Origin of the sequence: Methylopila capsulata (assembly GCF_016907975.1) — a bacterium.
Taxonomy (GTDB): Bacteria; Pseudomonadota; Alphaproteobacteria; order Rhizobiales; family Methylopilaceae; genus Methylopila; species Methylopila capsulata.
In genome coordinates, this window is the sequence record NZ_JAFBCY010000002.1 from 782,655 (window position 1) to 805,022 (window position 22,368).

20 protein-coding genes are annotated in these 22,368 nt (G+C 72.5%); 9 read left to right on the forward strand and 11 right to left on the reverse strand.

Annotation, left to right across the window (positions count from 1 at the left end; all coding sequences use genetic code 11):
* The first annotated feature begins 156 nt into the window (after positions 1-156).
* Together JOD31_RS09385 and JOD31_RS09390 are read left to right on the forward strand one after the other, a co-directional pair.
* Positions 157-1,038, forward strand: coding sequence for a RibD family protein (locus JOD31_RS09385; protein WP_204950060.1), 882 nt, complete (start codon positions 157-159; stop codon positions 1,036-1,038).
* The gene (locus JOD31_RS09390) at positions 980-1,531 is read left to right on the forward strand and encodes a cytochrome b (RefSeq protein ID WP_204950061.1); all 552 of its coding nucleotides are present in this window, start codon (positions 980-982) and stop codon (positions 1,529-1,531) included. Before JOD31_RS09385 ends, JOD31_RS09390 begins: the two co-directional genes overlap by 59 nt.
* A 74-nt stretch (positions 1,532-1,605) precedes the next feature.
* Here JOD31_RS09390 and JOD31_RS09395 read toward each other — a convergent pair whose 3' ends face one another.
* Both JOD31_RS09395 and JOD31_RS09400 read right to left on the reverse strand, forming a co-directional pair.
* Entirely contained in the window at positions 1,606-2,031 is a 426-nt protein-coding gene (locus JOD31_RS09395; RefSeq protein ID WP_204950062.1) for an OsmC family protein, read from the reverse strand.
* 121 nt (positions 2,032-2,152) lie between these two features.
* Entirely contained in the window at positions 2,153-3,043 is an 891-nt protein-coding gene (locus JOD31_RS09400) for a YihY/virulence factor BrkB family protein (protein WP_271206121.1), read from the reverse strand.
* Positions 3,044-3,228: 185 nt separating this feature from the next.
* Here JOD31_RS09400 and JOD31_RS09405 point away from each other — a divergent pair, with 185 nt between their 5' ends.
* On the forward strand, positions 3,229-4,188 hold the full coding sequence (locus tag JOD31_RS09405; protein ID WP_204950064.1) for a DMT family transporter: 960 nt from the start codon (positions 3,229-3,231) through the stop codon (positions 4,186-4,188).
* A 38-nt stretch (positions 4,189-4,226) separates the two neighbouring features.
* A complete protein-coding gene (locus JOD31_RS09410; RefSeq protein WP_204950065.1) occupies positions 4,227-5,909 on the forward strand; it encodes an acyl-CoA dehydrogenase family protein in 1,683 nt (560 codons plus the stop codon).
* A gap of 432 nt (positions 5,910-6,341) precedes the next feature.
* On the opposite strand, the gene JOD31_RS09415 is transcribed toward JOD31_RS09410, so the two are convergent.
* The 5 genes from JOD31_RS09415 to JOD31_RS09435 form a co-directional block, all read right to left on the reverse strand.
* Positions 6,342-7,877, reverse strand: coding sequence for an FAD-dependent oxidoreductase (locus tag JOD31_RS09415; RefSeq protein WP_204950066.1), 1,536 nt, complete (start codon positions 7,875-7,877; stop codon positions 6,342-6,344).
* Between the two features lie 635 nt (positions 7,878-8,512).
* The gene (gene upp / locus JOD31_RS09420) at positions 8,513-9,142 is read right to left on the reverse strand and encodes a uracil phosphoribosyltransferase (protein WP_204950432.1); all 630 of its coding nucleotides are present in this window, start codon (positions 9,140-9,142) and stop codon (positions 8,513-8,515) included.
* A gap of 32 nt (positions 9,143-9,174) precedes the next feature.
* Complete coding sequence (deoA, locus tag JOD31_RS09425; protein ID WP_204950067.1) at positions 9,175-10,500, reverse strand: thymidine phosphorylase; 1,326 nt, start codon at positions 10,498-10,500, stop codon at positions 9,175-9,177.
* Positions 10,490-11,293: a purine-nucleoside phosphorylase gene (locus JOD31_RS09430; protein WP_204950068.1), complete on the reverse strand. Its 804-nt coding sequence runs from the start codon at positions 11,291-11,293 to the stop codon at positions 10,490-10,492. The genes deoA and JOD31_RS09430 overlap by 11 nt, the downstream gene beginning before the upstream one ends.
* A complete protein-coding gene (locus tag JOD31_RS09435; protein ID WP_204950069.1) occupies positions 11,290-11,706 on the reverse strand; it encodes a cytidine deaminase in 417 nt (138 codons plus the stop codon). The genes JOD31_RS09430 and JOD31_RS09435 overlap by 4 nt, the downstream gene beginning before the upstream one ends.
* 153 nt (positions 11,707-11,859) lie before the next feature.
* Between JOD31_RS09435 and JOD31_RS09440 the strand changes: the two genes are divergently transcribed.
* The 3 genes from JOD31_RS09440 to pgm all read left to right on the forward strand — a co-directional run bounded on the left by JOD31_RS09440 (position 11,860) and on the right by pgm (position 15,130).
* On the forward strand, positions 11,860-12,705 hold the full coding sequence (locus tag JOD31_RS09440) for a DUF1194 domain-containing protein (RefSeq protein ID WP_204950070.1): 846 nt from the start codon (positions 11,860-11,862) through the stop codon (positions 12,703-12,705).
* 133 nt (positions 12,706-12,838) lie between these two features.
* Positions 12,839-13,342, forward strand: a complete 504-nt coding sequence (locus JOD31_RS09445) for a retropepsin-like aspartic protease family protein (RefSeq protein ID WP_204950433.1) — start codon at positions 12,839-12,841, stop codon at positions 13,340-13,342.
* A 141-nt stretch (positions 13,343-13,483) separates the two neighbouring features.
* Positions 13,484-15,130: a phosphoglucomutase (alpha-D-glucose-1,6-bisphosphate-dependent) gene (gene pgm / locus JOD31_RS09450; protein WP_204950071.1), complete on the forward strand. Its 1,647-nt coding sequence runs from the start codon at positions 13,484-13,486 to the stop codon at positions 15,128-15,130.
* A gap of 179 nt (positions 15,131-15,309) precedes the next feature.
* Here pgm and JOD31_RS09455 read toward each other — a convergent pair whose 3' ends face one another.
* Positions 15,310-16,296, reverse strand: a complete 987-nt coding sequence (locus JOD31_RS09455) for an NADPH:quinone oxidoreductase family protein (RefSeq protein ID WP_204950072.1) — start codon at positions 16,294-16,296, stop codon at positions 15,310-15,312.
* A 45-nt stretch (positions 16,297-16,341) separates the two neighbouring features.
* The gene (locus JOD31_RS09460) at positions 16,342-16,890 is read right to left on the reverse strand and encodes a sigma-70 family RNA polymerase sigma factor (protein ID WP_204950073.1); all 549 of its coding nucleotides are present in this window, start codon (positions 16,888-16,890) and stop codon (positions 16,342-16,344) included.
* 287 nt (positions 16,891-17,177) lie between these two features.
* Here JOD31_RS09460 and JOD31_RS09465 point away from each other — a divergent pair, with 287 nt between their 5' ends.
* Together JOD31_RS09465 and hrpB are read left to right on the forward strand one after the other, a co-directional pair.
* Positions 17,178-17,711: an invasion associated locus B family protein gene (locus JOD31_RS09465; protein ID WP_204950074.1), complete on the forward strand. Its 534-nt coding sequence runs from the start codon at positions 17,178-17,180 to the stop codon at positions 17,709-17,711.
* 54 nt (positions 17,712-17,765) lie between these two features.
* Entirely contained in the window at positions 17,766-20,240 is a 2,475-nt protein-coding gene (hrpB, locus tag JOD31_RS09470; RefSeq protein ID WP_204950075.1) for an ATP-dependent helicase HrpB, read from the forward strand.
* A 231-nt stretch (positions 20,241-20,471) separates the two neighbouring features.
* Here hrpB and aroB read toward each other — a convergent pair whose 3' ends face one another.
* The gene (gene aroB / locus JOD31_RS09475; protein ID WP_204950076.1) at positions 20,472-21,605 is read right to left on the reverse strand and encodes a 3-dehydroquinate synthase; all 1,134 of its coding nucleotides are present in this window, start codon (positions 21,603-21,605) and stop codon (positions 20,472-20,474) included.
* Complete coding sequence (locus JOD31_RS09480; RefSeq protein ID WP_204950434.1) at positions 21,605-22,234, reverse strand: shikimate kinase; 630 nt, start codon at positions 22,232-22,234, stop codon at positions 21,605-21,607. The genes aroB and JOD31_RS09480 overlap by 1 nt, the downstream gene beginning before the upstream one ends.
* Positions 22,235-22,368 lie beyond the last annotated feature (134 nt).

Sequence of the window (22,368 nt, forward strand, 5' to 3'; positions counted from 1 at the left end):
GGCTTTGGCCGCACGGACCATGCCCGTCGGGCGCCCGTCAATCGCGCAGAGGGTCGCGGCCTCATCTTCGCGCGAGCCGTCTGGCCGAACGCCGCGGCGGGTCTATCTGGAACCGTTCGAGGGCGTGATCAACGCCGCCTTTAGGATCGGACGCCGATGATCGCATCCGCCTCGCCCGGAGGTTTTGGGCCGAAGGACGACGCGCTGGACGCCGCGGCCTGGGCGGCCGTGCGGGCCGTGCGCCATGGCGCGACGCCGCCCGCGCATCTCCGCGCCCATCCCCTGCTAGGGATGCTCGGGCCGGTCGCGCTGCCGCGCGCCGCGGTGATCGCCCAGATCGGGCAGTCGCTCGACGGCCGCGTCGCCACCGTCACCGGCGCCTCGCACTACATCAACGGCCCCGGCGGCCTCGATCACCTGCATCGCCTGCGGGCGCTGGTCGACGCGGTCGTGGTCGGCGTCGGCACGGTGTGCGCCGACGACTGCCAGCTCACGGTGCGGCGGGTCGAAGGCGTCTCCCCGGCGCGCGTCGTGATCGACCCGACGGGCCGCATGCCGGCCGGCGCGCGCATGCTGGCGGACGACGGGACGCGGCGCATCGTGATCCGCGCCGAGGGCGCGCCCCACTGCGACGCGCCGGGCGTCGAGACGGTTCATCTGCCGGTCGCCGCGGGCCGAATCGAGCCGCGCGACGTCGTCGCCGCGCTCGGACGCCGGGGCCTGCGCCGGGTGCTGATCGAAGGCGGCGCCGCGACGGTCTCCGCCTTCATCGAGGCGGACATGGTCGACAGGCTGCACGTGATGGTCGCGCCGCTGCTGGTCGGCTCGGGGCGCGCAGGCCTCGCGCTCGCGCCGATCGAGCGGCTCGACCTCGCGCGCCGGCCGGCCGCCGCGGCGTTTTCGCTCGGCGAAGACATCCTGTTTGACTGCGACATGCGGCGTTCGGCGCAGAACCGGCGCGCGGAGGGAGGGTTAAGCGATGACGCTGACGGCATCGACGAGGACGCCCGCGGCCGGCGGCTACACGCCGACGGCTAAGGTGCTGCACTGGGTGGTGGCGATCTTCGTCATCTCGGAAATCATCGTCGGCCTGTCGCTGGACAGCATCCCGGACGGGCCGACCAAGGACACGATCTACGACCTGCACAAGTCGACCGGGATCGTCATCCTCACGCTGATGATCGTCCGGCTGGCCTGGCGCCTGACCAACCCGCCGCCGCCGTCGGAGCCCACGCTCGCGCGCTGGCAGATCGGCCTGTCGCACGCGGTGCACTGGACGCTCTACCTGATCCTGCTGGTGATGCCGATCCTCGGCTGGGCCGGCTCCAACGCCTTCGGCGCGCCGGTTCCGGTGTTCTGGCTGTTCGAGATGCCAAGGATCATGTCGGAGAACAAGGAGCTGTCGAAGCAGATCCTGGCGGTGCACGGCACGCTCGGCTTCGTCGCCGGCGGCCTGATCCTGCTCCACGTCGCCGCGGCGCTCTACCACCGGCTCGTTCTGAAGGACGCGGTGCTGGCCCGCATGACCTGAGGCGCCCGGCTCAAGGCCGGATAATGGGCGCGAACCCGTTCGGCTCGCGCCCATCGTCGCCCGTTGCGTCGAACTCAGCCCGCGAGCGACGCCTCGAAGTTGATCTTCGCGTTCAGCACCTTGGAGACCGGGCAGCCGTCCTTGGCCTTGGTCGCGATCTCCTTGAACTGGGCCTCGTCGATGCCGGGCACCTTGGCCGTGACCGAGAGGTCGATGAAGGTGATCTGGAAACCCCCGCCCTGTTGCTCGATCGAGACCGCCGAGGAGGCCTCGATCTCGTCCGGCGTGAAGCCGGCTTCGCCCAGCATGAGCGAGAGCGCCATCGAGAAGCACGAGGCGTGGGCCGCGCCGATCAGCTCTTCCGGGTTGGTGCCCTTCTCGTCGCCGAAGCGCTTCTTGAACGAGTAGTTCAGGTCGGACAGAGCTCCGCTCTCGGTCGAGACCTTGCCCGAGCCTTCCTTGACGGAGCCGTTCCAAACGGCGCTGCCGGTGCGCTTCATAGTCGCTCTCCTTGGATTCGACCGCCGTTTCGGCGGCGTTGAGAGACGAGTTAGGGCGCGGGGGCGGATCGTCAGGGGCGGTCGCGCGCACGGGGCGCGTGCGGAGACGCGCGGGAACCCGTCATTCGGCGGGCTGCGCCGCGGCCGGGCCGCTCAGCTGCTTTCCCGCGAACTGCGCCTTGCGGCGGGCCGCGAGCGCGGCGTTGAACTCGGCCCCGAGAATGAACAGCGCGGCCGACACGTTGAGGAACACGATCGCCGTCATGATGCCGGCGAGCCCGGCGTAGGTGGAGGCGTAGTTCGCGAAGCGCGCGAGGTAGATCGAGAAGCCGGTCGCGCCCGCGATCCAGAGCGCCACCGTGATGGCGACGCCCGGCAGCACGTCCATGACCTTCCGGCGTCCGCCGGGCAGCCAGAGGTGGGTGAGGACCAGCCCCGTGGTCACCACCACGATCGTGAGCCCGTAGCGCGCGAGATTGCTGATGAACTCGAGGTTCACGAGGGCGACGGCGTACTCCGGAAAATAGTTCGAGACGTAGGTGAGCGCGAAGCCCCAGAGGATCGGCCACAGCACGATGAAGATCGCGACTACCACCAGCCCGAAGGCGCCGAGCAGCACGAACCAGATGCTCTGCAGCCGCGCGAGCCACACCGGCTTCGAGGTGGGCGACGCGTAGGCGCGGCCGAGCGCGATCCTGAGCGACTCCACCGCGGAGGACGACACCCACAGCGTCAGCAGCACGCCGATGGTGAGGATGCCGCCGCGCGGCGTGGTCAGCACCTTCTGCACCTCGGTCGCGAGCGGCATGGCGACGCCCGACGGCCAGGTGTCGAAGATCAGGTGGACGATCGTCGAGGTCTCGGCGCCCGCCCCCAGGAACGCCGCGAGCGCGGTCACGAAGATCAGGAACGGGAAGATCGCGAGCAGGCCCGACAGCGCGACGTGGCTGGCGATCGCCCAGCCGTCGTCGCGCTCGAAACGCTGGAGCGCGTCCCAAACCAGCCAAACCACCGAAGCCGACGCGTCCCGCAGACCTTTGCGCATGTGGCGGGAATGTAGCGCTGCGGCGGCGGAAATGGAGTCCGCGCCGGGGCGGCCGTCTGCGCGCCATCGTCGCGCGTGATGCAGCCATCATGGATTAGCGCTTGAGCGCGGCGGCCAGGAGGGCGAGGAGACAGGCGTCCTCGGAGCTGGTCATGATCGCGCGCCTGACGCCCATCGTCTTCATTGTAATCTGGTCGACCGGCTGGATCGTCGCCAAGCTCGCGGCCCCGCACGCCGATCCCCTCGCGTTCCTGATGGTCCGCTACGCCGGCGCGGTCGCGCTGCTCGCGCCGCTCGCCGTCGTTCTCGGCGCCCGCTGGCCGGCGACGCGCGGCGAGTGGGGCCACGCGCTGCTGAACGGCGCGCTGCTCCACGGGCTCTATCTCGGCGGCGTGTGGTGGGCGGTGTCGCAAGGCGTGCCGGCCGGCGTCTCGGCGCTCATCGCGGCGCTGCAGCCGCTGTTCACGGCGCTGGCCGCCGGGCCGCTGCTCGGCGAACGGCTCGACGGCCGTCGCTGGCTCGGCGTCGCGCTGGGCTTCGCCGGTGTCGCCGGCGTGGTCGCGCCGAAGCTCGCCGGCGGCGCGGCGGAGGGGCTCGGCGGGCTCGGCCTGCCGATCGCCGTCAACGTGCTGGCGATGGCGGCCGTCACCGCCGCAACCCTGCACCAGAAGCGCGCGCTCGCCGGCGCGGACCTGCGGACGCTCGCCCCGGCGCAGTACCTCGGCGCGCTCGCGGTCACCGCGCCCGTGGTCTGGGCGACCGGCGAAACCCGGATCGACTGGACCGGCGAGACGCTCATCGCCATGGTCTGGTCGGTGCTTGTGCTCTCGATCGCCGCGATCATGCTGATGCTGGTGATGATCAAGCGCGGCGAGGTCTCGCGCGTCGCGGCGCTGATCTATCTGGTGCCTCCGACTGCGGCGGTTCAGGCCTATCTCCTGTTCGGCGAGACGCTCTCCCCGCTGCAGCTTGCGGGCATGGCGCTCGCCGCCGTCGGGGTCGGACTCGCGGCGGGCGGGGCCTCCGGCGCGCCTGCGTCCGCCGAAGGGTGCATTGCGGCGAACGTCCCCGCCGAGGAGGATGCGGCGAAGAGATCGCGACCGCCGGCCTGATCGGCTGAGACGTCGTGCGCGCCATCGGAGCCTCCTGCATGACCGCCGTAGCCAAGCCCCTCGCCGCCGAGGCCGAAAGCCCCGCGGCCCGACTCGCATCCGTCCTGCCGGCGCTCGACACGCTGCTGTCGGAGGCGACTCAGGCTGTCCGGGCGAAGGTTCTGAAGGGCGAGCGGCTCGACACGGCCCTGCTCGAGCGCGAGCAGCGCGCGACCCACGGCCTCGCCTGGCTCGCCACCTACCGCATGGCGCTGCGCGAGCTGCACCACTGGAGCGAGCGTCTCGCCCAGGAGGGCCGCTACGGCGCGATCGAGGAGGCGATCCTGCGGATCGGCGCGGCGGAGTACGTCGCGCAGCTCATCGGCGGCATCCCGATGAATCAGGGCGAGATCCTGCGCGCGACCGACCTCGGCCTCGACGCCGGCCGCCCGGCCGAGCTGCTGGGCGACGCCGGCCGCGAGCTGATCGCCGACGGCGGCACCGCGGAGGCGCGCGCCGCGCTGGTCGACCTGATGCGGGAGGCCGACGGCCGCGCCGGCTTCGGCGACTCCGGGCTCGACGAAACCCACGGCCAGTTCCGCGACGAGATGCGCCGCTTCGCCGACGCCGAGGTCGCGCCTTACGCCCACGCCTGGCATCTCGCAAACGCCTACATCCCGCTCGAAACCATCTCCAAGATGTCCGAGCTCGGGGTGTTCGGCCTGACCATCCCGGAGGAGTACGGCGGGCTCGGCCTCGGCAAGGAGGCCATGTGCGTGGTCTCCGAGGAGCTCAGCCGCGCCTACATCGGCGTCGGCTCGCTCGGCACCCGCTCCGAGATCGCCGCCGAGCTGATCATGGGCGGCGGCACCGAGGAGCAGAAGGCGCACTTCCTGCCGAAGCTCGCCGACGGCTCGATCCTGCCGACCGCGGTGTTCACCGAGCCCAACACCGGCTCGGACCTCGCGAGCCTCAAGACCCGCGCCACCCGCGACGGCGAGGTCTATAAGGTCAACGGCGCCAAGACCTGGATCACGCATCCCGTCCGCGCCGACCTGATGACGCTGCTGGTGCGCACCGACCCCAACGAGCGCGGCCACCGCGGCCTCTCCATGCTGCTGGCCGAAAAGCCGCGCGGCACCGACGGCGACCCGTTCCCCGCGCCCGGCATGTCCGGCGGCGAGATCGAGGTGCTGGGCTATCGCGGCATGAAGGAGTTCGAGATCGGCTTCGACGGGTTCGAGGTTCCGGTCGCGAACCTGCTCGGCGGCGTCGAGGGCGAGGGCTTCAAGCAGCTCATGAAGACCTTCGAGAGCGCCCGCATCCAGACCGCGGCCCGCGCCGTGGGCGTGGCGCAGTCGGCGCTCGACATCGGCCTGCGCTACGCCGAGGAGCGCGCGCAGTTCGGCAAGGCGATCGTCGCCTTCCCCCGCGTCGCCGACAAGCTCGCGATGATGGCGGTCGAGGTCCAGATCGCGCGCCAGATCACCTATTTCGCCGCGCGCGAGAAGGACAAGGACCACCGCTGCGACCTCGAGGCCGGCATGGCGAAGCTGCTCGCCGCCCGCGTCGCCTGGGCCGCGGCCGACAACGCGCTGCAGATCCACGGCGGCAACGGCTTCGCGCTCGAGTACCAGATCTCCCGCGTGCTCTGCGACGCCCGCATCCTCAACATCTTTGAGGGCGCGGCCGAGATCCAGGCCCAGGTCATCGCCCGCCGCCTGCTGGAGCAGGGGGCCTGAGGGCTTCGGGAGCTTAACGCCGCTCGACCGGACCACGCAAAATCCCTCACGGACGATCGCGCTTCGGATGGAGCGCGGGGATCCCTCCTCGTGCCGGAGGCGTGGGGAGGGATCCCCGCCGGCAGGCCGGGGTCGGGTGGGGGCCTTGGGCGTCGAGGGCGTCGGAACGAAGCGGATTCTGCGGACGCCCACCCCACCCGGCCAGGCTTCGCCCGTCCACCCTCCCTGTCCCAGGGGAGGGATCGCCCGCGTTTCAGTTCCAACGGTGAGGAGCGCGGCGCGGGTTTCCCTCCTCGCGCCGAAGGCGTGGGGAGGGTGGCCCTTCGCGCCAGCAAAGGGTCGGGTGGGGCCTTGTGCGTAGGACGCGCCCGCATCGACGCCCCGCCCGCGCAAGCGCAGGAGACGCCGGAGCGCCCTGCCTTCAGCGGGCGTTCAGAGCGCCGCGCCATACCCCGTGAGCGCCACCACCACGCCGCGCCGGTTGACCTGCTGCACCGTCGAGGCTCCGCGGACCGCATGCGCGGCGCAGACGCCGGCGGCTTCGCCCGCCATCATGTAGGCGGGCTCCATCCGGTAGCTGCAGTTCACCACGCGCGTCACCGAGGCGCAGACCGGCACGATCAGGTTGCTGCACTCGTGCTCCTGCGGCAGCAGGGCGCGCAGCGGCACGCTGTAGCGTTGCGCGCCCATCCCCGGCGTGCCCTTGGCGTTGCTGCCCTCGATCACCAGCTTGCCGTTGGCGTCCGCGAGATACTGCGTCGGGTGGCTGTCGTAGTCGTAGCCCCACAGCAGCACGCCGTCGGCGAACCGCGCGCCGCGGCTGGTGTAGCGCTGGTGGAGCTTGAACTGCCCGTTCATCCGTCGGGCCTCGCGCACGTAGAGCTGGCGCGGCCAGTTGTCGTTGTCGACGAACTCGCTGCGGGCGAGCCCCCACGCGTTGACGCTGTCGCGGAAGCTCTGCGACAGCCGCGGGTCGGTGGCGAAGAAATACAGCCGGCCGGCCTGGTACGAGGCGTGGAAGTCGTTGATCCGCCGCCGCACGGCCCGGGTGGCGGCGGGATAGGCCCAGTTGGCGCCGACCGGCTCGTCGTTGTTGCGATCGACCTTCGCGATGCCCGGCAGTTCGCCGCCGGCATGGAACACGTCGCCGGAATAGCCGCGCTGCAGGTCGATCAGGTAGAGGTCGGGATCGTAGGTCCGCGGCCGCTCGAACGGCCGGCGGTCGCTCGGGACGTTGGTCAGGCTCAGCCGGTAGTTGAAGCCCATGACGCCGGCGTCGGCCGCGCCGACCGCGAGGCTGGGGAACGGCCGGACCAGCGGCAGCAGGCGCCCGGCGCTGTCCCGCACGGTGATCTTGGTCTTCGAGAGCTGCGCCACGCCGAAGCCCGCCGTCGACTCGGAATAGGCGCGCTTGGCGTCGCGTCCCACGTCGTAGGACACGCCGGCGGCGGCCATAACGTCGCCCTCGTAGCTCGCGTCGATGAAGACCTTTCCCGCGACGTGGGTGTCGTCCTCCAGCAGCAGGTACTTGATGCGAGCGCCGTCGCGCGCGAGCGGACGCCGCTCGTTGACGTCGCCGGGGAAGACCGTGACCCCCGCTTCGTCGAGCAGGCCGCGGAAGAAGGCCTCGGCCACGTGCGGCTCGAACCGGAAGGCCTTCGGCAGCCCATAATGCGCGCCCATCGCCGCGAAAAAGCGGCCGGCGAGGCCGCCGATCGGCTGCTTCGCGTTGGCGTCGGAGCGGCTGAGGCCGTTCGCGGTCATGCCGCCGATCGGGTTCGGCCCGACGATCAGCGCGACCCGGAGGTTCTCGCGCGCCGCGGCGTAGGCGGCGATGACGCCCGCGGAGGTCGCGCCATAGACCACGACGTCGAAGTGAACCGCGGACAGCGCGGGCCCGCCCGAGAGAACGGCGACGCTCGCTGTGGCGCCGGCGACGAAGGTGCGACGGGTCAGGATCAGCGTCACGGCCATCCCCCAGCATCAGCGAAGACGGTGCGGCTTTTCACGCTTCGCGACGCCCAGTGCGGCTCGCAAATCTCGGGCGTCTCTTTGCGACGGCGCCCCTCGAAAACCAGGCGCGGCGCTTCGTCGGCGGCCCGTCAGCTCCGATCCAGGCGGCCAAGCGACCGCGCCGGGAGAGCGTAGGCGCCAGAGACATGGCCTACAAGATAAATCTGTGAATTAGGTCAGGACAACATCCCTGACCGGCGGAGGGCGCGTCGAACACGCACGACCCGGCGCGGACGATCGCGCCGGCGATTATTTGCTATGAAAAACGGTCACTTAAATGAGTTTTACCAGAGGGCGACAAGGACCGCCGCGCAGCGCCGAAGATTGCATAAATCCAGACAGATCGCCCGAAAATTGTATCTCTCACCCCCCATTCGTCGATTGACGCCGCTCAATTTTGGCATCATTCTGGCCTTCAACAGGCGATGATATGTCGAAGGCGAGCCCTTCGGCGCAACAATCGGTCGCCAGACGAGGTCCCGCCAGGGACGTGTCGGCGGGACGCGACAGCCAATCGGGGGATAGGCCGTTGCGTTCCGCCACACACTGTCTCGCACGGTCGTCCGACCGCCGTTTTCAATCCGCCGATCTTATTTCGTGCCGTAGAGCCGATCGCCGGCGTCGCCGAGACCCGGCACGATGTAGCCGAGCTCGTTCAGCCGCTCGTCGATCGCGGCGGTGAACAGCGGCACCCCGGGGCAGGCCTCGACGAACCGCTTCACGCCCTCGGGCGCGGCCAGCAGGCAGAGCGCCCGGATGTCGCGCGCGCCCTTGCGGCGCATCAGCTCCACCGCCTCGACCATGGAATTGCCCGTCGCGAGCATGGGATCGACCACGATCACGAGCCGGTCCTCGAGCCCGGCCGGCGCCTTGAAGAAGTACTGGACCGGCTCGAGCGTGTCGTGGTCGCGGTAGAGGCCGACATGGGCCACGCGCGCCGAGGGCACGAGGTCGAGCATGCCGTCGACGAGGCCGTTGCCGGCGCGCAGCACGGAGGCGAACACCAGCTTCTTGCCGGCGATCTTCGGCGCGCGCATGGGCGCGACCGGCGTCTCGATGTCGACCAGCTCCGTCGGCAGGTCGCGCGTCACCTCGTAGGCCAGCAGCAGCGAAATCTCGCGCAGCAGCAGGCGGAAGTTCGCCGTCGAGCGCTCCTTGTCCCGCATCAGGGTCAGCTTGTGCTGCACCAGCGGATGGTCGATCACCGTCACCTGCGCCATCGTCGCCCCCACGCTCCCCGCATCTGGATCGTTCACGCGATCCGCTCCTGGATCAGCGGCCGTTCCGCGGCCGCGGCGCCGTCACCGATCTCGTAGGCCCGGCGCACGGCGGCGGCGGCGCGGTCGGCCGTCGCGGCGTCCCGCGCATGAACCCGCGCGAGCGGCCGCCCCGGCCCGACCTCGGCGCCCACGAGCGCAAGCTGGTCGAGCCCGACCGCGGGATCGATCGTCTGGTCCGGGCGCGTGCGCCCGCCGCCCAGGCCGACGACCGCGAGGCCGAGCGCCCGCACCTCGATCCGCACGACGCGCCCCGGACTCTCCGGCGCGACCTCGACCACCACGGGGGCGGCCGCGAGATGCGCGTCGGGCCGCTCCATCAGGTCGACCGGCCCGCCGAGCGCCGCGCCCATCCGGCCGAAGCGTTCGGCGGCCGCGCCCGAGGCGAAGGCGCGCGCCAGCGTCGCGCGCCCGGCTGCGGCGTCGTCGGTCAGGCCCGCGAGCAGCAGCGCCTCGGCGCCGAGCGCAAGCGTCACCTCCATCAGCCGCGCGTCGCTGCGGCGTCCGGTGAGGATCGCGACGGCGTGCGCGGTCTCCAGCGCGTTGCCGGCGACGTGCGCGAGCGGCTGGTCCATGTCGGTGAGCAGCGCGACCGTGGGAAGCCCCGCGCCCCGCGCCACCTCGACGAGGCTCGTCGCCAGCCGCCGGGCGTCGTCGTAGGCCGGCATGAAGGCGCCGGACCCGGTCTTCACGTCCATGGCGAGGCCGCCGAGGCCCGCCGCGAGCTTCTTCGACAGGATCGACGAGGTCAGCAGCGGGATCGCCTCCACCGTGCCGGTCACATCGCGGATGGCGTAGAGCCGGCCGTCGGCGGGCGCGAGGTCCGGCGTCTGGCCGACGATGGCGCAGCCGACGTCACGCACCGTCGCCCGGAGCGCGTCGAGGCCGGGCCGCACAGCGTAGCCGGGGATGGCCTCCAGCTTGTCGACGGTGCCGCCGGTGTGGCCGAGGCCGCGGCCGGCGATCATCGGCACACAGGCGCCGCAGGCCGCGAGCGCCGGCGCGAGCAGCAGGCTCACAGTGTCGCCCACGCCGCCGGTCGAGTGTTTGTCGACCACCGGGCCGGGCAGGTCGTCCCAGTTCAGGGTCCGGCCCGAGGCGGTCATGGCGCGGGTCAGCGCCACGGTCTCGTCGCGGTCGAGCCCCTTGAGGAAGGCCGCCATGGCGAAGGCGCCGACCTGCGCGTCGCTCAAGTCGCCCGACGCGACGCCGGCGACCAGCGCGCCGATCTCGCCGGCCGAGAGCCGCGCGCCGTCGCGTTTGCGGCGCAGAATCTCCTGCGGCGGAAGGTCAGAGGCCATCCAGCCCCTCCACGAACCGCGTCAGCAGGCGCGTCAGCGCCTCGGCGCCTCCGGCCGCAGCCGTCTTGGTCTCGGCGTGGCTCGGCCCCTGCGCCGCGAGCCCGGCCGCGAGGTTGGTGACGACCGAGATCGCGGCGAGCTCGAAGCCGAAGTACCGCGCCAGCACCGCCTCGGGCGCGAGCGACATGCCGACGAGGTCGGCGCCCAGAACCCTGGCCGCGCGGATCTCCGCCGGCGTCTCGAAGCTCGGGCCGGGGAAGAACATGTAGACCCCCTCGGCCAGAGGAACGCCCTCCGCGGCGGCGGCCGCCGCAAGCGCCGCGCGGACCGGCGGCGCATAGGCGTCGACCATGTCGACGAAGCGCTCGTCGCCGGCAAGGCCGACCAGAGGGTTGAGGCCCGTCAGGTTGATGTGGTCCGCGATCGCGACCAGCGCGCCGGGCGGCGTCTCGGGGTCGAGCGAGCCGGCGGCGTTGGTCAGCACGATGCGGCGAACCCCGAGCGCTTTCAGAGTGGCGAAAGCCGGCCGCATCGCCGCGACGTCGCCGGTCTCGTAGGGATGCGCGCGGCCCTCCAGCGCAACGACCATTTTGCCGGCGAAATTTCCGACCACGACGCGCTTGGCATGGCCCGAGACGGCGGTCGCGGGGAAGCCATCGAGGTCGGCGAAGGCGATGCGGTGGGCGTCCTCGAACCGCTCCGTCACCACCCCGAGGCCGGTGCCGAGCACCAGCGCGGTCTCGACGGCGGCGCCGCCGATCAGGCCGCGAACGCGGTCGGCGGCGGAGGTCATGGCTGCGCCTCGAGGTTCGCGGGGCCGAAGGAGGATGGCAGCAGCTCGCCGAGCGTGAAGCGGGCGCGCACGCCCTCGGGGCCCGCGACCAGCACGTGCGCCTCGTCGGCCGCGAACTCGCGGAGGCGCTGGCGGCAGGCGCCGCAGGGGGCGCAGAGCGCCGGGCCGTCGCCGAGCACCAGGATCGCCGCGATCCGCCGCCCGCCGGCCGCGACCATTGCGGCGATCGCGCCGGCTTCGGCGCAGGTCCCGACGGGATAGGCGGCGTTCTCGACATTGCAGCCCGCGTGGATCGCGCCCTCGGGCGTCGCGAGCGCCGCGCCCACGCGGAACTGCGAATAGGGCGCATAGGCCGCGGCCCGGGCCGCGACCGCGGCGTCGAACAGGGCGGCCACGGTCGGCGCGTCGGTCATGCGGTCCTTCGGTCCTGCGGCGGGCCGGGCAGCATAGCCCGCCCCGGCGCGCCGGGGCCAGCCGGCCCCGTCCGTTATCCGCTGGCGCGATCCGGGCTGCGGTGGCACCTTGGTAGGTATCCGCCATGACGGGCTTCGAGGAGGCTTGGCTGCATGGGTGCGATCGCGGCGCGCGCGCTCCGGGCGTTGATCCGGATGGTCCTTCCGCTCGCGGCGCTCGCGGGCGCCGCCACGTTCGCCGCGAAGGCCGCGGAGACCGACGTCGACCTCGAGCTGGTGCTCGCCGTCGACATCTCCTACTCGATGGACACCGAAGAGCAGCAGGTGCAGCGCGAGGGCTACGCCGCGGCCATCGTGTCGAAGCCGGTGCTGGACGCCATCCGGGACGGCATGCTCGGCCGCATCGCGGTGACCTACGTCGAATGGGCCGGTTCCGAGGAGCAGGCGACCATCGTCCCCTGGCGCATCATCGACGGCCCCGAGAGCGCCAGGGCCTTCGCGGAGGCGCTCGCGGCGCAGCCGCTGCGGCGGGCCTACCGCACCTCGATCTCGGGCGCCCTCGCCTACGCCGCCCGCGCCTTCGAGGCGAGCGGCGTGCGCGGCCTGCGCAAGGTGATCGACGTCTCCGGCGACGGGCCGAACAACCAGGGCGAGATGGTCGAGCGCGTGCGCGACGAGGTGCTGGAGCGCGGCGTGGTCATCAACGGCCTGCCGCTGATGCTGAAGCGGCCGAGCCTGGCGATGATGGATCTCGGCGACCTCGACGCCTACTACCGCGACTGCGTCATCGGCGGCCCCGGCGCCTTCGTCCTGCCGGTGCGCTCGGTCGACCAGTTCCCGGACGCGGTGCGCACCAAGCTGGTGATGGAGATCGCAGGGCTCCCGCCCGCGGTGCCGGAGGCCCCTGCGGAGCCCCGGCCGACGCCCGCCGCCGGGCTCGCAGGCCCCTCGTCCTGCACCGTCGGCGAGCAGCTCTGGCGCGACCGTTTCGGGAACTGAGGCGCGCGTCTTGACCTCCGGTTCACCATCCCGCGAAAGCGCGCCCGCCGCTTAACCCCACCCTCACCCCGGCGCCGGAGGCTCGACGCTCGATCGAGAGCCGCCGGTCCGGGAGACGTTGCGCGTGATCAAGATGCTGGTCGTGACCGCCGGTCTGGTGGCCGGCGCCGCGTTCGTCGCGCCGCAGCTGCTGGAGCGCGGCCAGACGCCGCCCGCCGCGCTTTCGGCGCGCCCGGCGGCGCCCACGGCGCCCGCCGCGTCGGACGGCGGCGTGCTCACCCTGCGCGCCGGCCCCGACGGGCACTACCGCACGGAGGCGCTGATCTCCGGCCGTCGCGTGCCCGTGCTGGTCGACACCGGGGCCAGCGTCGTCGCGCTGTCGTACGAGCAGGGCCAGGCGCTCGGGCTGGTGGCCGGCGGCGACCGGTTCGACGTGACCGTCTCCACCGCCAACGGCCAGGTCGGCGCCAAGCGCGTGGTGCTGCGCGACGTCCGGCTGGGGTCGATCATCGTGCGCGACGTGGCGGCGCTGGTGCTGACCCGCGGCGCGATGGACGGTAACCTGCTGGGCATGAGCTTCCTCAGCCGCCTCCGTCGCATGGAGGCCAACGCCGGACGGCTGACGCTGGAGCGTTAGTCCTCGCGCGCGCCGGGAGCCGGCTGCGAGCGGCCTCGGCGAATCCACGCCCCCGGACTTTTTTCGCCGCCGCCGCGCCCGCGGCCCATTCGGTCCTATAACTCCCGCGCAACGAGAGCCTCAAACGACGCGGAGACGACGATGGCCGAGATCAGCGAACGCGCAGGCAAGCCGGCGGAGCGGTCCTCGCTCGTGAACGTGCCCAAGCTGATGACGGATTACTTCACCGGCGAACCGGACCTTGCGGTCCCGGCGCAGCGCATCGCCTTCGGCACCTCCGGCCACCGCGGCTCCTCGCTCGACGCGATCTTCACCGAGACCCACTTGCTGGCCGTCGCCCAGGCCATCTGCCTGTGGCGCGCGAAGGCCGGAATCGACGGCCCGCTCTACGTCGGCAAGGACACCCATGCGCTGTCCGAGGCCGCCTTCGCGAGCGCCGTCGAGGTCTTCGCGGCGAACGGCGTCGAGACCGTGGTGGACGAGGCGCTCGGCTACACCCCGACGCCGGTCGTGAGCCACGCCATCCTCGCCTACAACCGCGGCCGGACGCAGGGGCTCGCCGACGGCGTGGTGATCACCCCCTCGCACAATCCGCCGGAGGACGGCGGCTTCAAGTACAACCCGCCGAACGGGGGGCCGGCCGGCGGCGAGATCACCGGCTGGATCGAAAAGACCGCCAACGAACTCATCGCCGGCGGGCTGAGGGACGTGAAGCGCATTCCGCTGCAGCGCGCGCTCCGCCTGCCGAACGTCACCCGACACGACTTCATCACGCCTTACGTCGCCGACCTGGCCAACGTGGTCGACCTCGACGCCATCCGCGCGGCGGGCGTGCGTATCGGCGTCGATCCGCTCGGCGGCGCGGGGCTGCCCTACTGGGCGCCGATCGCCGAGCGCCACCGGCTCGACCTCACCGTGGTCAACGACCGCGTCGACCCGACCTTCGGCTTCATGACGGCGGACTGGGACGGCAAGATCCGCATGGACTGCTCCAGCCCCTACGCGATGGAGTCGCTGATCGCGCTGAAGGACCGCTTCGACGTCGCCTTCGCCAACGACCCGGACGCCGACCGCCATGGCGTCGTGACGCCCTCGGCCGGGCTGATGAACCCGAACCACTATCTCGCGACCTCGATCGCCTACCTCTACCGTCACCGGCCGGACTGGAAGGGCTCGCCCGCCATCGGCAAGACGCTGGTGTCGAGCTCGATCATCGACCGGGTCGCGGCCTCGCTCGGCCTGAAGCTCGTGGAGGTGCCGGTCGGCTTCAAATGGTTCGTGGACGGGCTCACCGACGGCTCGCTCGGCTTCGTCGGCGAGGAGAGCGCCGGCGCCACCTTCCTGAAGCGCGACGGTACGGTCTGGACCACCGACAAGGACGGGCTGATCCTCGGCCTGCTCGCGGCCGAAATGACGGCGGTCACGGGCAAGGACCCCGGCGCGCTCTACGAGGACCTGACGCGCGAGCTCGGCGCGCCGGTCTACGCCCGCGTCGACGCCGCAGCGACCCCGGAGCAGAAGGCGGTGCTGAAGAAGCTTTCGCCCGAACAGATCCCAGGCGAGGAGCTCGCCGGGGAGCCGATCCTCGCCCGGCTGACGGACGCCCCCGGCAACGGCGAGGCCTTCGGAGGAGTGAAGGTGACCACCGAGAACGGCTGGTTCGCAGCAAGGCCCTCGGGCACCGAGAACGTCTACAAGATCTATGCGGAGAGCTTCATCGGCCCCGAGCATCTCGCCCGCATCCAGACCGAGGCGCGGGAGATCGTGACCAAGGCGCTGGGGGGCTGAGGGCGCGCCCGCCTTAGGACAGGTTCCCGGCGCGCTCGACATCCAAGGCCCCCACCCGACCCCGGCCCGCGGGCCGGGGGCCACCCTCCCCACGCCTCCGGCGCGAGGAGGGATCGCCCGCGTCCGACCGAGAGGCCTCTCAGACCTTCAAGCTTCGCAGGCGCTCTGACGTTTCGCCTTCACGCCGCTCCGCTTGCGCGCACCAGGACCTTGCCCTTGGCCTCGCGGCGGGCGATGCGGCCGATGGCCTCGATCGTCTGGTCAAGCGGCAGGACGGCGTCCACAGGGGCCGAGATCTCGCCGTCGGCCGCCCATTCGAACAGCTGCGCCAGCTCCGCCCGGTGCGCCGCCGGCTCGCGCTCGACATGCGCCCCCCAGAACACGCCGCGGACGTCGGCGCCCTTCAGCATCGGCAGGTTGAGCGGCAGCTTCGGGATCTCGCCGGCCGCGAAGCCGATGACGAGCAGCCGCCCCCGCCAGGCGAGCGCCCGGACGGCGGCCTCGGTCGAGGCGCCGCCGACCGGATCGTAGACCACGTCGACCCCCTTGCCCCCGGTCAGCTCCTTCAGCCGCGTCTTCAGGTCCTCCGCCGCGTAGTCCAGCGTCTCGTCGGCGCCGCGGGCGCGGGCGAAGGCGAGCTTGTCGGCGGACGAGGCGCAGGCGATCACCCGCGCGCCGAGCCGCTTGCCGACCTCGACCGCCGCGATCCCGACGCCGCCGCTCGCGCCCAAGACCGCGAGCGTCTCGCCGCGGCGGAGCTGACCGCGGTCGGCGAGCGCGTGCAGCGTGGTGCCGTAGGTGATGATGAGGCCCGCGGCCCTGGCGAGGTCGAGTTCGTCCGGAACCAGCGTCAGCGCGTCGGCGCGGACCGCGACCTGCTCGCGGCAGGCCCCGTAGCCGAGGTAGCCCGCGACCCGGTCGCCGACCGCAAGACCCTCCACCCGGTCGCCCACCGCCGCCACGACGCCCGACATCTCGCCGCCGGGCGAGAACGGCAGGGCCGGCTTCGTCTGGTAGGCGCCCTTGGTGATCAGCGTGTCGAAGAAGTTGAGCGCGGCGTAGGCGACGTCGACCACGACTTCGTCGGGGCCGGGCGCGGGCGCGGGCAGGTCGACGAGGCTCAAGGCCTCGTAGCCGGCGAGCTCGGTGCAAAGCACGGCCTTCATGCGGTTCGCTCCGTTCTGGGATGAGAAATCGGGATGGCCGCCGCGCTACTTGGCGTCGACGAGGCCGTCGCCCTCGAGCCGGCGGCGCAGGCGGCTGAACGCGAGCCGGATGCGCGACTTGACGGTGCCGAGCGGCAGGCCTTCGGATTCGGCGATCTCGCTGTGGGAGCGGCCCTCGAAGAAGGCCAGGCGCACGAGCGTCAGCTGCTCGGGGGGCAGCGTCTCCATCGCCCGGCGCACGATGCCGTCGCGCTCGCTCGCCGCCATCGCGACGTCGGCCTGAGGGGCGTCGTCGATCGGGACGATCGCCTCGTCGAGTTCGACCGTCGCGCCATGCGCCCGGCGCAGCAGGTCGATCCGCCGGTTGCGCGCGATGCGGTAGAGCCAGGTGCCGACAGAGGATTTCGCGGGGTCGAACAGCGCGGCCTTGCGCCACAGCGCCACCATCGCGTCCTGCGCGACCTCCTCGGCCAGCGCCGGGTCCGCGCCGAGACGCTGGAGATAGGCGGCGAGCCGCGGCGCGTAATGGTCGTAGAGCGCCGCGAACGCCTCGCGGTCGCGATCCACCGCCACGCGAGCGACAAGATTCGCCATCGCCGCTGAGAGGTCGCCCGCCGAAGTCACCCGTCCGCCCGCCCGCTTCCTCGCCGCCGTGTGGCGGCGCGCGCCGCCGAAACCGACGTCAACTCACTAAAGCATGACTTCCCGTAACCGGATAAGCAGCGCGCTTGGTCAAATTTTCTAAACTTTTGACGTAGCTTCATGGCAGTCACCACGAGCCGACGGCCGTGGGCGCGCGTTTGCGCGCTCCGCCGCCCTCTCCCGGGCCGCCCCGCAGCGCATGTCCCCCAGCGCAGCGGACCAGACTGAAAGACATGCCTATGCCTGTTCGCACCCGCCTCTCCCTCGCTCTCGCTCTCGGCGCCTTCGCGCTCGCGCCGGCCGCGCCGGCCGCGGCGCAGGGCGCTCCGGGCGCGCAGCCGATCGAACTCGGGAAGTACAACGCCTGGGGAGCCTATTCGGCCGCAGTGAAGGCCGGGAAAGTCTGCTACGCGCTGGCGCAGCCCGGCTCCCGCAGGCCGGCCGGCCTCAACCGCGACCCGGCCTACTTCTTCGTCTCGAACCGGCCCAAGGACAGCGTGAAGAACGAGGTCAGCATCGTGGTCGGGTTCTCCACCAAGCCCGAGAGCGCGGTGCAGCTCGGCGTCGGCGGTCAGAACTTCTCGCTCTACACCCGCGCGGACGGCGCCTTCATGCAGTCGGCCGAGGAGGAGGCGAAGCTCATCCAGGCGATGAAAGGCGGCTCCGACATGACGGTGAAGGCCACCTCGCTCCGCGGCAACGTGACCACCGACACCTATTCGCTCGCCGGCATCTCCGCCGCGCTCGACCGCATCGACAAGGAATGCCGCTGAGCGCCTGAGCGGAGCTCTTGCCACGCCCCGGCCGGAGATGCTTCCTCCGCGGCCATGGCTGACGTCGCCCCGCTCCCGATCGACGAGGTCCTGCCGCGCCTGACCGCGGCGCTGGCCGAACGGTCCTCGGCCGTGCTCGTGGCCCCGCCCGGCGCCGGCAAGACCACCCGGGTGCCGCTCGCCCTGCTCGCCGCCCCCTGGCGCGGCGACGGGCGGATCATCGTGCTGGAGCCCCGCCGCCTCGCCGCCCGCGCCGCCGCCGAGCGCATGGCGTCGACGCTCGGCGAGCGCGTCGGCGAGACGGTCGGCCTGCGCGTCCGCCTCGGCTCCAAGATCGGGCCCCGCACCCGGATCGAGGTGGTGACCGAGGGCGTGTTCGCCCGGATGATTGTCGACGACCCGGAGCTGAGGGGCGTCGCCGCCGTCCTGTTCGACGAGTTCCACGAACGCTCGCTCGACGCCGACCTCGGCCTCGCCCTCGCGCTCGACGCCCAGTCCGGGCTGCGGGAGGACCTGCGGCTGCTGGTGATGTCGGCGACGCTCGACGGCGCGCGCGTCGCGGCGCTGATGGGTCAACCCGACGTCATCGAAAGCGCGGGCCAGGTTCACCCCGTGTTAACCCGCCATTCACCTCGCGACGCCCGAACCCGCGTCGAGGACGCCGCGGCCGCGGCCGTGCGGCGCGCGCTCGCCGAGGAGCGCGGCGGGGCGCTGGTGTTCCTCCCCGGCCGCGCCGAGATCCGCCGGGTGGCCGAACGCCTGGCCCAAGCGGACCTCGGCGCGGACGTCGACGTGGTCGAACTCCACGGCGGCCTCGACCCGCGGGAGCAGGACCGGGCGGTCGCCCCCGCCGCGCCCGGCCGCCGCAAGGTCGTGCTCGCGACCTCGATCGCCGAGACCTCCCTGACGCTCGAGGGCGTCCGGATCGTGATCGACTGCGGTCTCGCCCGGGTGCCCCGGCACGAAGCGGCTCTTGGGATCACGCGGCTCGAGACCACCCGCGTCTCGCGCGCCGCCGCCGACCAGCGCCGCGGCCGCGCCGGCCGCACCGAGCCCGGCGTCTGCTACCGGCTGTGGGAGGAGGCGGCGACACAGAGCCTGCCCGCCTTCGCCGAGCCCGAAATTTTGGCGAGCGATCTCAGCGGCTTGATGCTGGATCTTGCGGCCTGGGGCGTGAGCGATCCGGCCGCGCTCGCCTTCCTCGATCCGCCCCCGAAGGCCGCCGTCGCCGAAGCGCGTGCGCTGCTGTCCAGCCTCGGCGCGCTCGACGGCGACGGCCGCTTGACCGCCCGCGGCCGGACGCTCCGGGACATCCCGCTGCCGCCCCGGCTTGCGGCGCTGGTGGTCGACGCGGTCGCGGCCGGCGACGGGCCGACCGGCGCCGGCGTCGCCCTCCTCGCAGTCGAGCGCGGCCTCGCCGGCGACGGCGTCGATCTCGGCCGGCGGCTGGAGCGGCTGCCCCGCGAGCGCGGTCCGCGGGCGGAGGGCGCGCGGCGCCTCGCCGACGGCTGGCTGAAGGCCGCGGGCGGCCGGCCGGGCGCCATCGACCCGGCGCGCGCCGGCCTCGTCGTCGCCCGCGCCTTCCCCGATCGCATCGCCAAGGCGCGCGGCGGCGGAAAGCCGGGCGCCTTCCTGCTGGCGAACGGCCGCGGCGCGGCGCTCGATCCGGCGGATTCGTTGTCGCGGGAAGGGTTTATCGCGGTCGTCGACCTCACCGGCATGGCGCAGGAGGGCCGCATCCTGCTTGCGGCGGCCTTGAGCGAGGCCGAGCTGATCGAGGCCGCGGGCGCCCGCGTCGAGGAGCGCGTCGAGGTCGCCTTCGACGCCGAGGCCATGGCGGTGCGCGGCCGCGTCCGCCGCAAGCTCGGCGCGATCACCCTGGCCGAGCGGCCGACCTCGGTCCGCGCCAGCGCCGAGACCGCGCAGGCGCTGGCGCAGGGCGTCGCCGCCGCAGGGATCGACCGCCTGCCGTGGAGCCGAGGCCAGGCCGCGCTGCTGGAGCGCGTGCGCTTCGTGCGCCGCGCGGAGCCCGACGCCGACTGGCCCGACCTCTCCGACGCCGCGCTGGCGACGACCGCCGCGGACTGGCTCGCGCCCTTCCTCGGCCACGCCACCGCGCTGCGCGACATCCGCGAGGACGATCTCGCCGCAGCGTTGGACGCCCTGCTGCCCTACGCGCTGCGCCGCCGGCTCGACGCCGAGGCGCCCACCCATTTCGACGCGCCGTCCGGCTCGCGCCTGCCGATCGACTACGCGGCGGAGGAGGGGCCTGCGCTCGACGTGCGCGTGCAGGAGCTGTTCGGGCTGACGCGCCATCCGGCGATCGCGGGCGGCCGCACGCCGTTGCTGCTTCGCCTGCTGTCGCCGGCGCACCGGCCGATCCAGGTGACGCGCGACCTTCCGGGCTTCTGGACCGGCTCCTGGCGGGACGTCCGGATCGAGATGCGCGGCCGCTACCCGCGCCACGTCTGGCCGGACGATCCGGCGAGCGCCGCGGCGACGACCAGGGCGAAGCCGCGGGGAACGTGAGACGCCTCAACGCAGCGGGCTCGGCGCGGCGATCCCTCCTCAAGCGAAGCTTTGGGAGGGTGGCCTCGGCGAAGCCGAGGTCGGGTGGGGTCTTGGGCGTAGGGCGTTGCGGTCGCGTTGACCCTTATCCGGCGGCCGCCCCACCCGGCCGGGCTTCGCCCGTCCATCCTCCCCTTCCGGGGGAGGGATCTCCCGCGCCCAATCCTACGACCGGCAGGCTCCAGAAGCCCCTCAGGCCAGCTCGCTCTCCAGGAAGGCCAGCACCTTCTCGGCGTCCACGTCGCGCGCGACGAAGCTTTTGCCGACGCCGCGGGCGAGGATGAAGGTGAGCTTGCCGCCCTCGACCTTCTTGTCCTGCCGCATGTGGCCGAGCAGGGTCGCGGCGTCGCTCACGCCGCCGGGAATGGCCTTCGGGCTGGTCGGCAGGCCGACCGTCGCGAGATGCGCGCCGACGCGCGCGGCGTCCTCCTCCGGCGCGAGCCCGAGCGCCGCGGAAAACCGGAACGCCATCGCCATGCCGATCGCGACGCCCTCGCCGTGCACCAGCCGCGCGCCGTCGTAACGGACGTCGGCCTCGAGCGCGTGGCCGAAGGTGTGGCCGAGGTTGAGCAGCGCGCGGTCGCCGTGCTCGTGCTCGTCGCGGGCGACGACCGCCGCCTTGGCGCGGCAGCTGGCGGCGATCGCGTTGGTGCGCTCGGGGCCGCCGGCGAACACCTGACGCCAGTTGCGCTCCAGCCGGGCGAAGAACGCGGGGTCGTCGATCAGCCCATACTTCGCGACCTCGGCGTAGCCGGCGCGGAATTCGCGTTCGGGCAGCGTGTCGAGCGCGTCGGCGTCGGCCAGAACCAGGCTCGGCTGGTGGAAGGCGCCGATCAGGTTCTTGCCGTGCCGCGAGTTCACGCCGGTCTTGCCGCCGACGGAGCTGTCGACCTGCGCCAGCAGGCTGGTCGGCGCCTGCAGGCAGCGCACGCCGCGGCGGAGCACGGAGGCGGCGAACCCGGCGAGGTCGCCCACCACGCCGCCGCCGAGCGCCAGCACCAGATCCTTGCGCTCGATCCGGGCGGCCAGCAGCCCATCGACCACGGTCGCGAGCCTGTCGAGGCTCTTCGAACTCTCGCCGGCCGGCACGACGACCGCCGAAGCGTCCAGCCCCGCAGCCGTGAGCGACTCCATCACGCGCGGCAGATGCGCCGCGGCGACGTTCTCGTCCGTCACCACGCCGACCTTGCGGGCGCCGAGCGCCTTGGCGCGGGCGCCCGACTGCTCCAGCAGGCCCCGGCCGATCAGGATCTCATAGGACCGGTCGCCGAGCGACACCGGGACCACTTCGGCCTCGTCGGACAGGGCGCGGGCGGCGTCGGCCATCAGATCTGCTCCTCGTTCGAGCGCACGAAGCCCAGACGCCCGGACAGCGCCTGCACCACGTCCGCGATCACATGCTCATGCGGCGCGTCGCGCGAGATCACGGTGAGGTCGGCGGAGGCGTAGACGGGGTAGCGCGCCTCGACCAGCGCGCGGAGCGTCCCCTCAGGATCGGCGGAGGCCAGCAGCGGGCGATTCGAGCGCTTGCGCACCCGCTTCATCAGCACGTCGACCTCGGCCTTGAGCCAGATCGAGACGCCGGCCTCGCCGATGCGCGCCCGGGTCTCGGGGTTCAGCCAGGCGCCGCCGCCCGTGGCGATGACCTTCGGCCCCTCCTCCAGCAGACGCGCGACCACCCGCGCCTCGCCGGCGCGGAAGTACGGCTCGCCGTGGGCGGCGAAGATCTCGGGAATGGTCATGCCCGCCGCGGCCTCGATCTCCGTGTCGGCGTCCACGAACGGCAGCTCCAGCGCCTGGGCCAGCCGGCGGCCGACCGAGGATTTGCCGGCGCCCATCATCCCGACCAGCACGATCGAACGGCCGTCGAGGGCGGACCGGAGAGCGGCCGCATCCGTGCAGACGCGCAGGCGCGCGCCGCATCCCGATGCCGTCTCGTCCGCCGCGATGGCCATGCTCACGTCTTCGTTTCCCTGCCTGCGGCCGAAGGCCGAAACGATCGCAACCTATTCCTAAAGGTCGCGCGCGCACAACTGAGGCTGTTGCGGTCGCCGGGGCCGCATGCGACCGTTTCGCGAGGGGCGTCGAC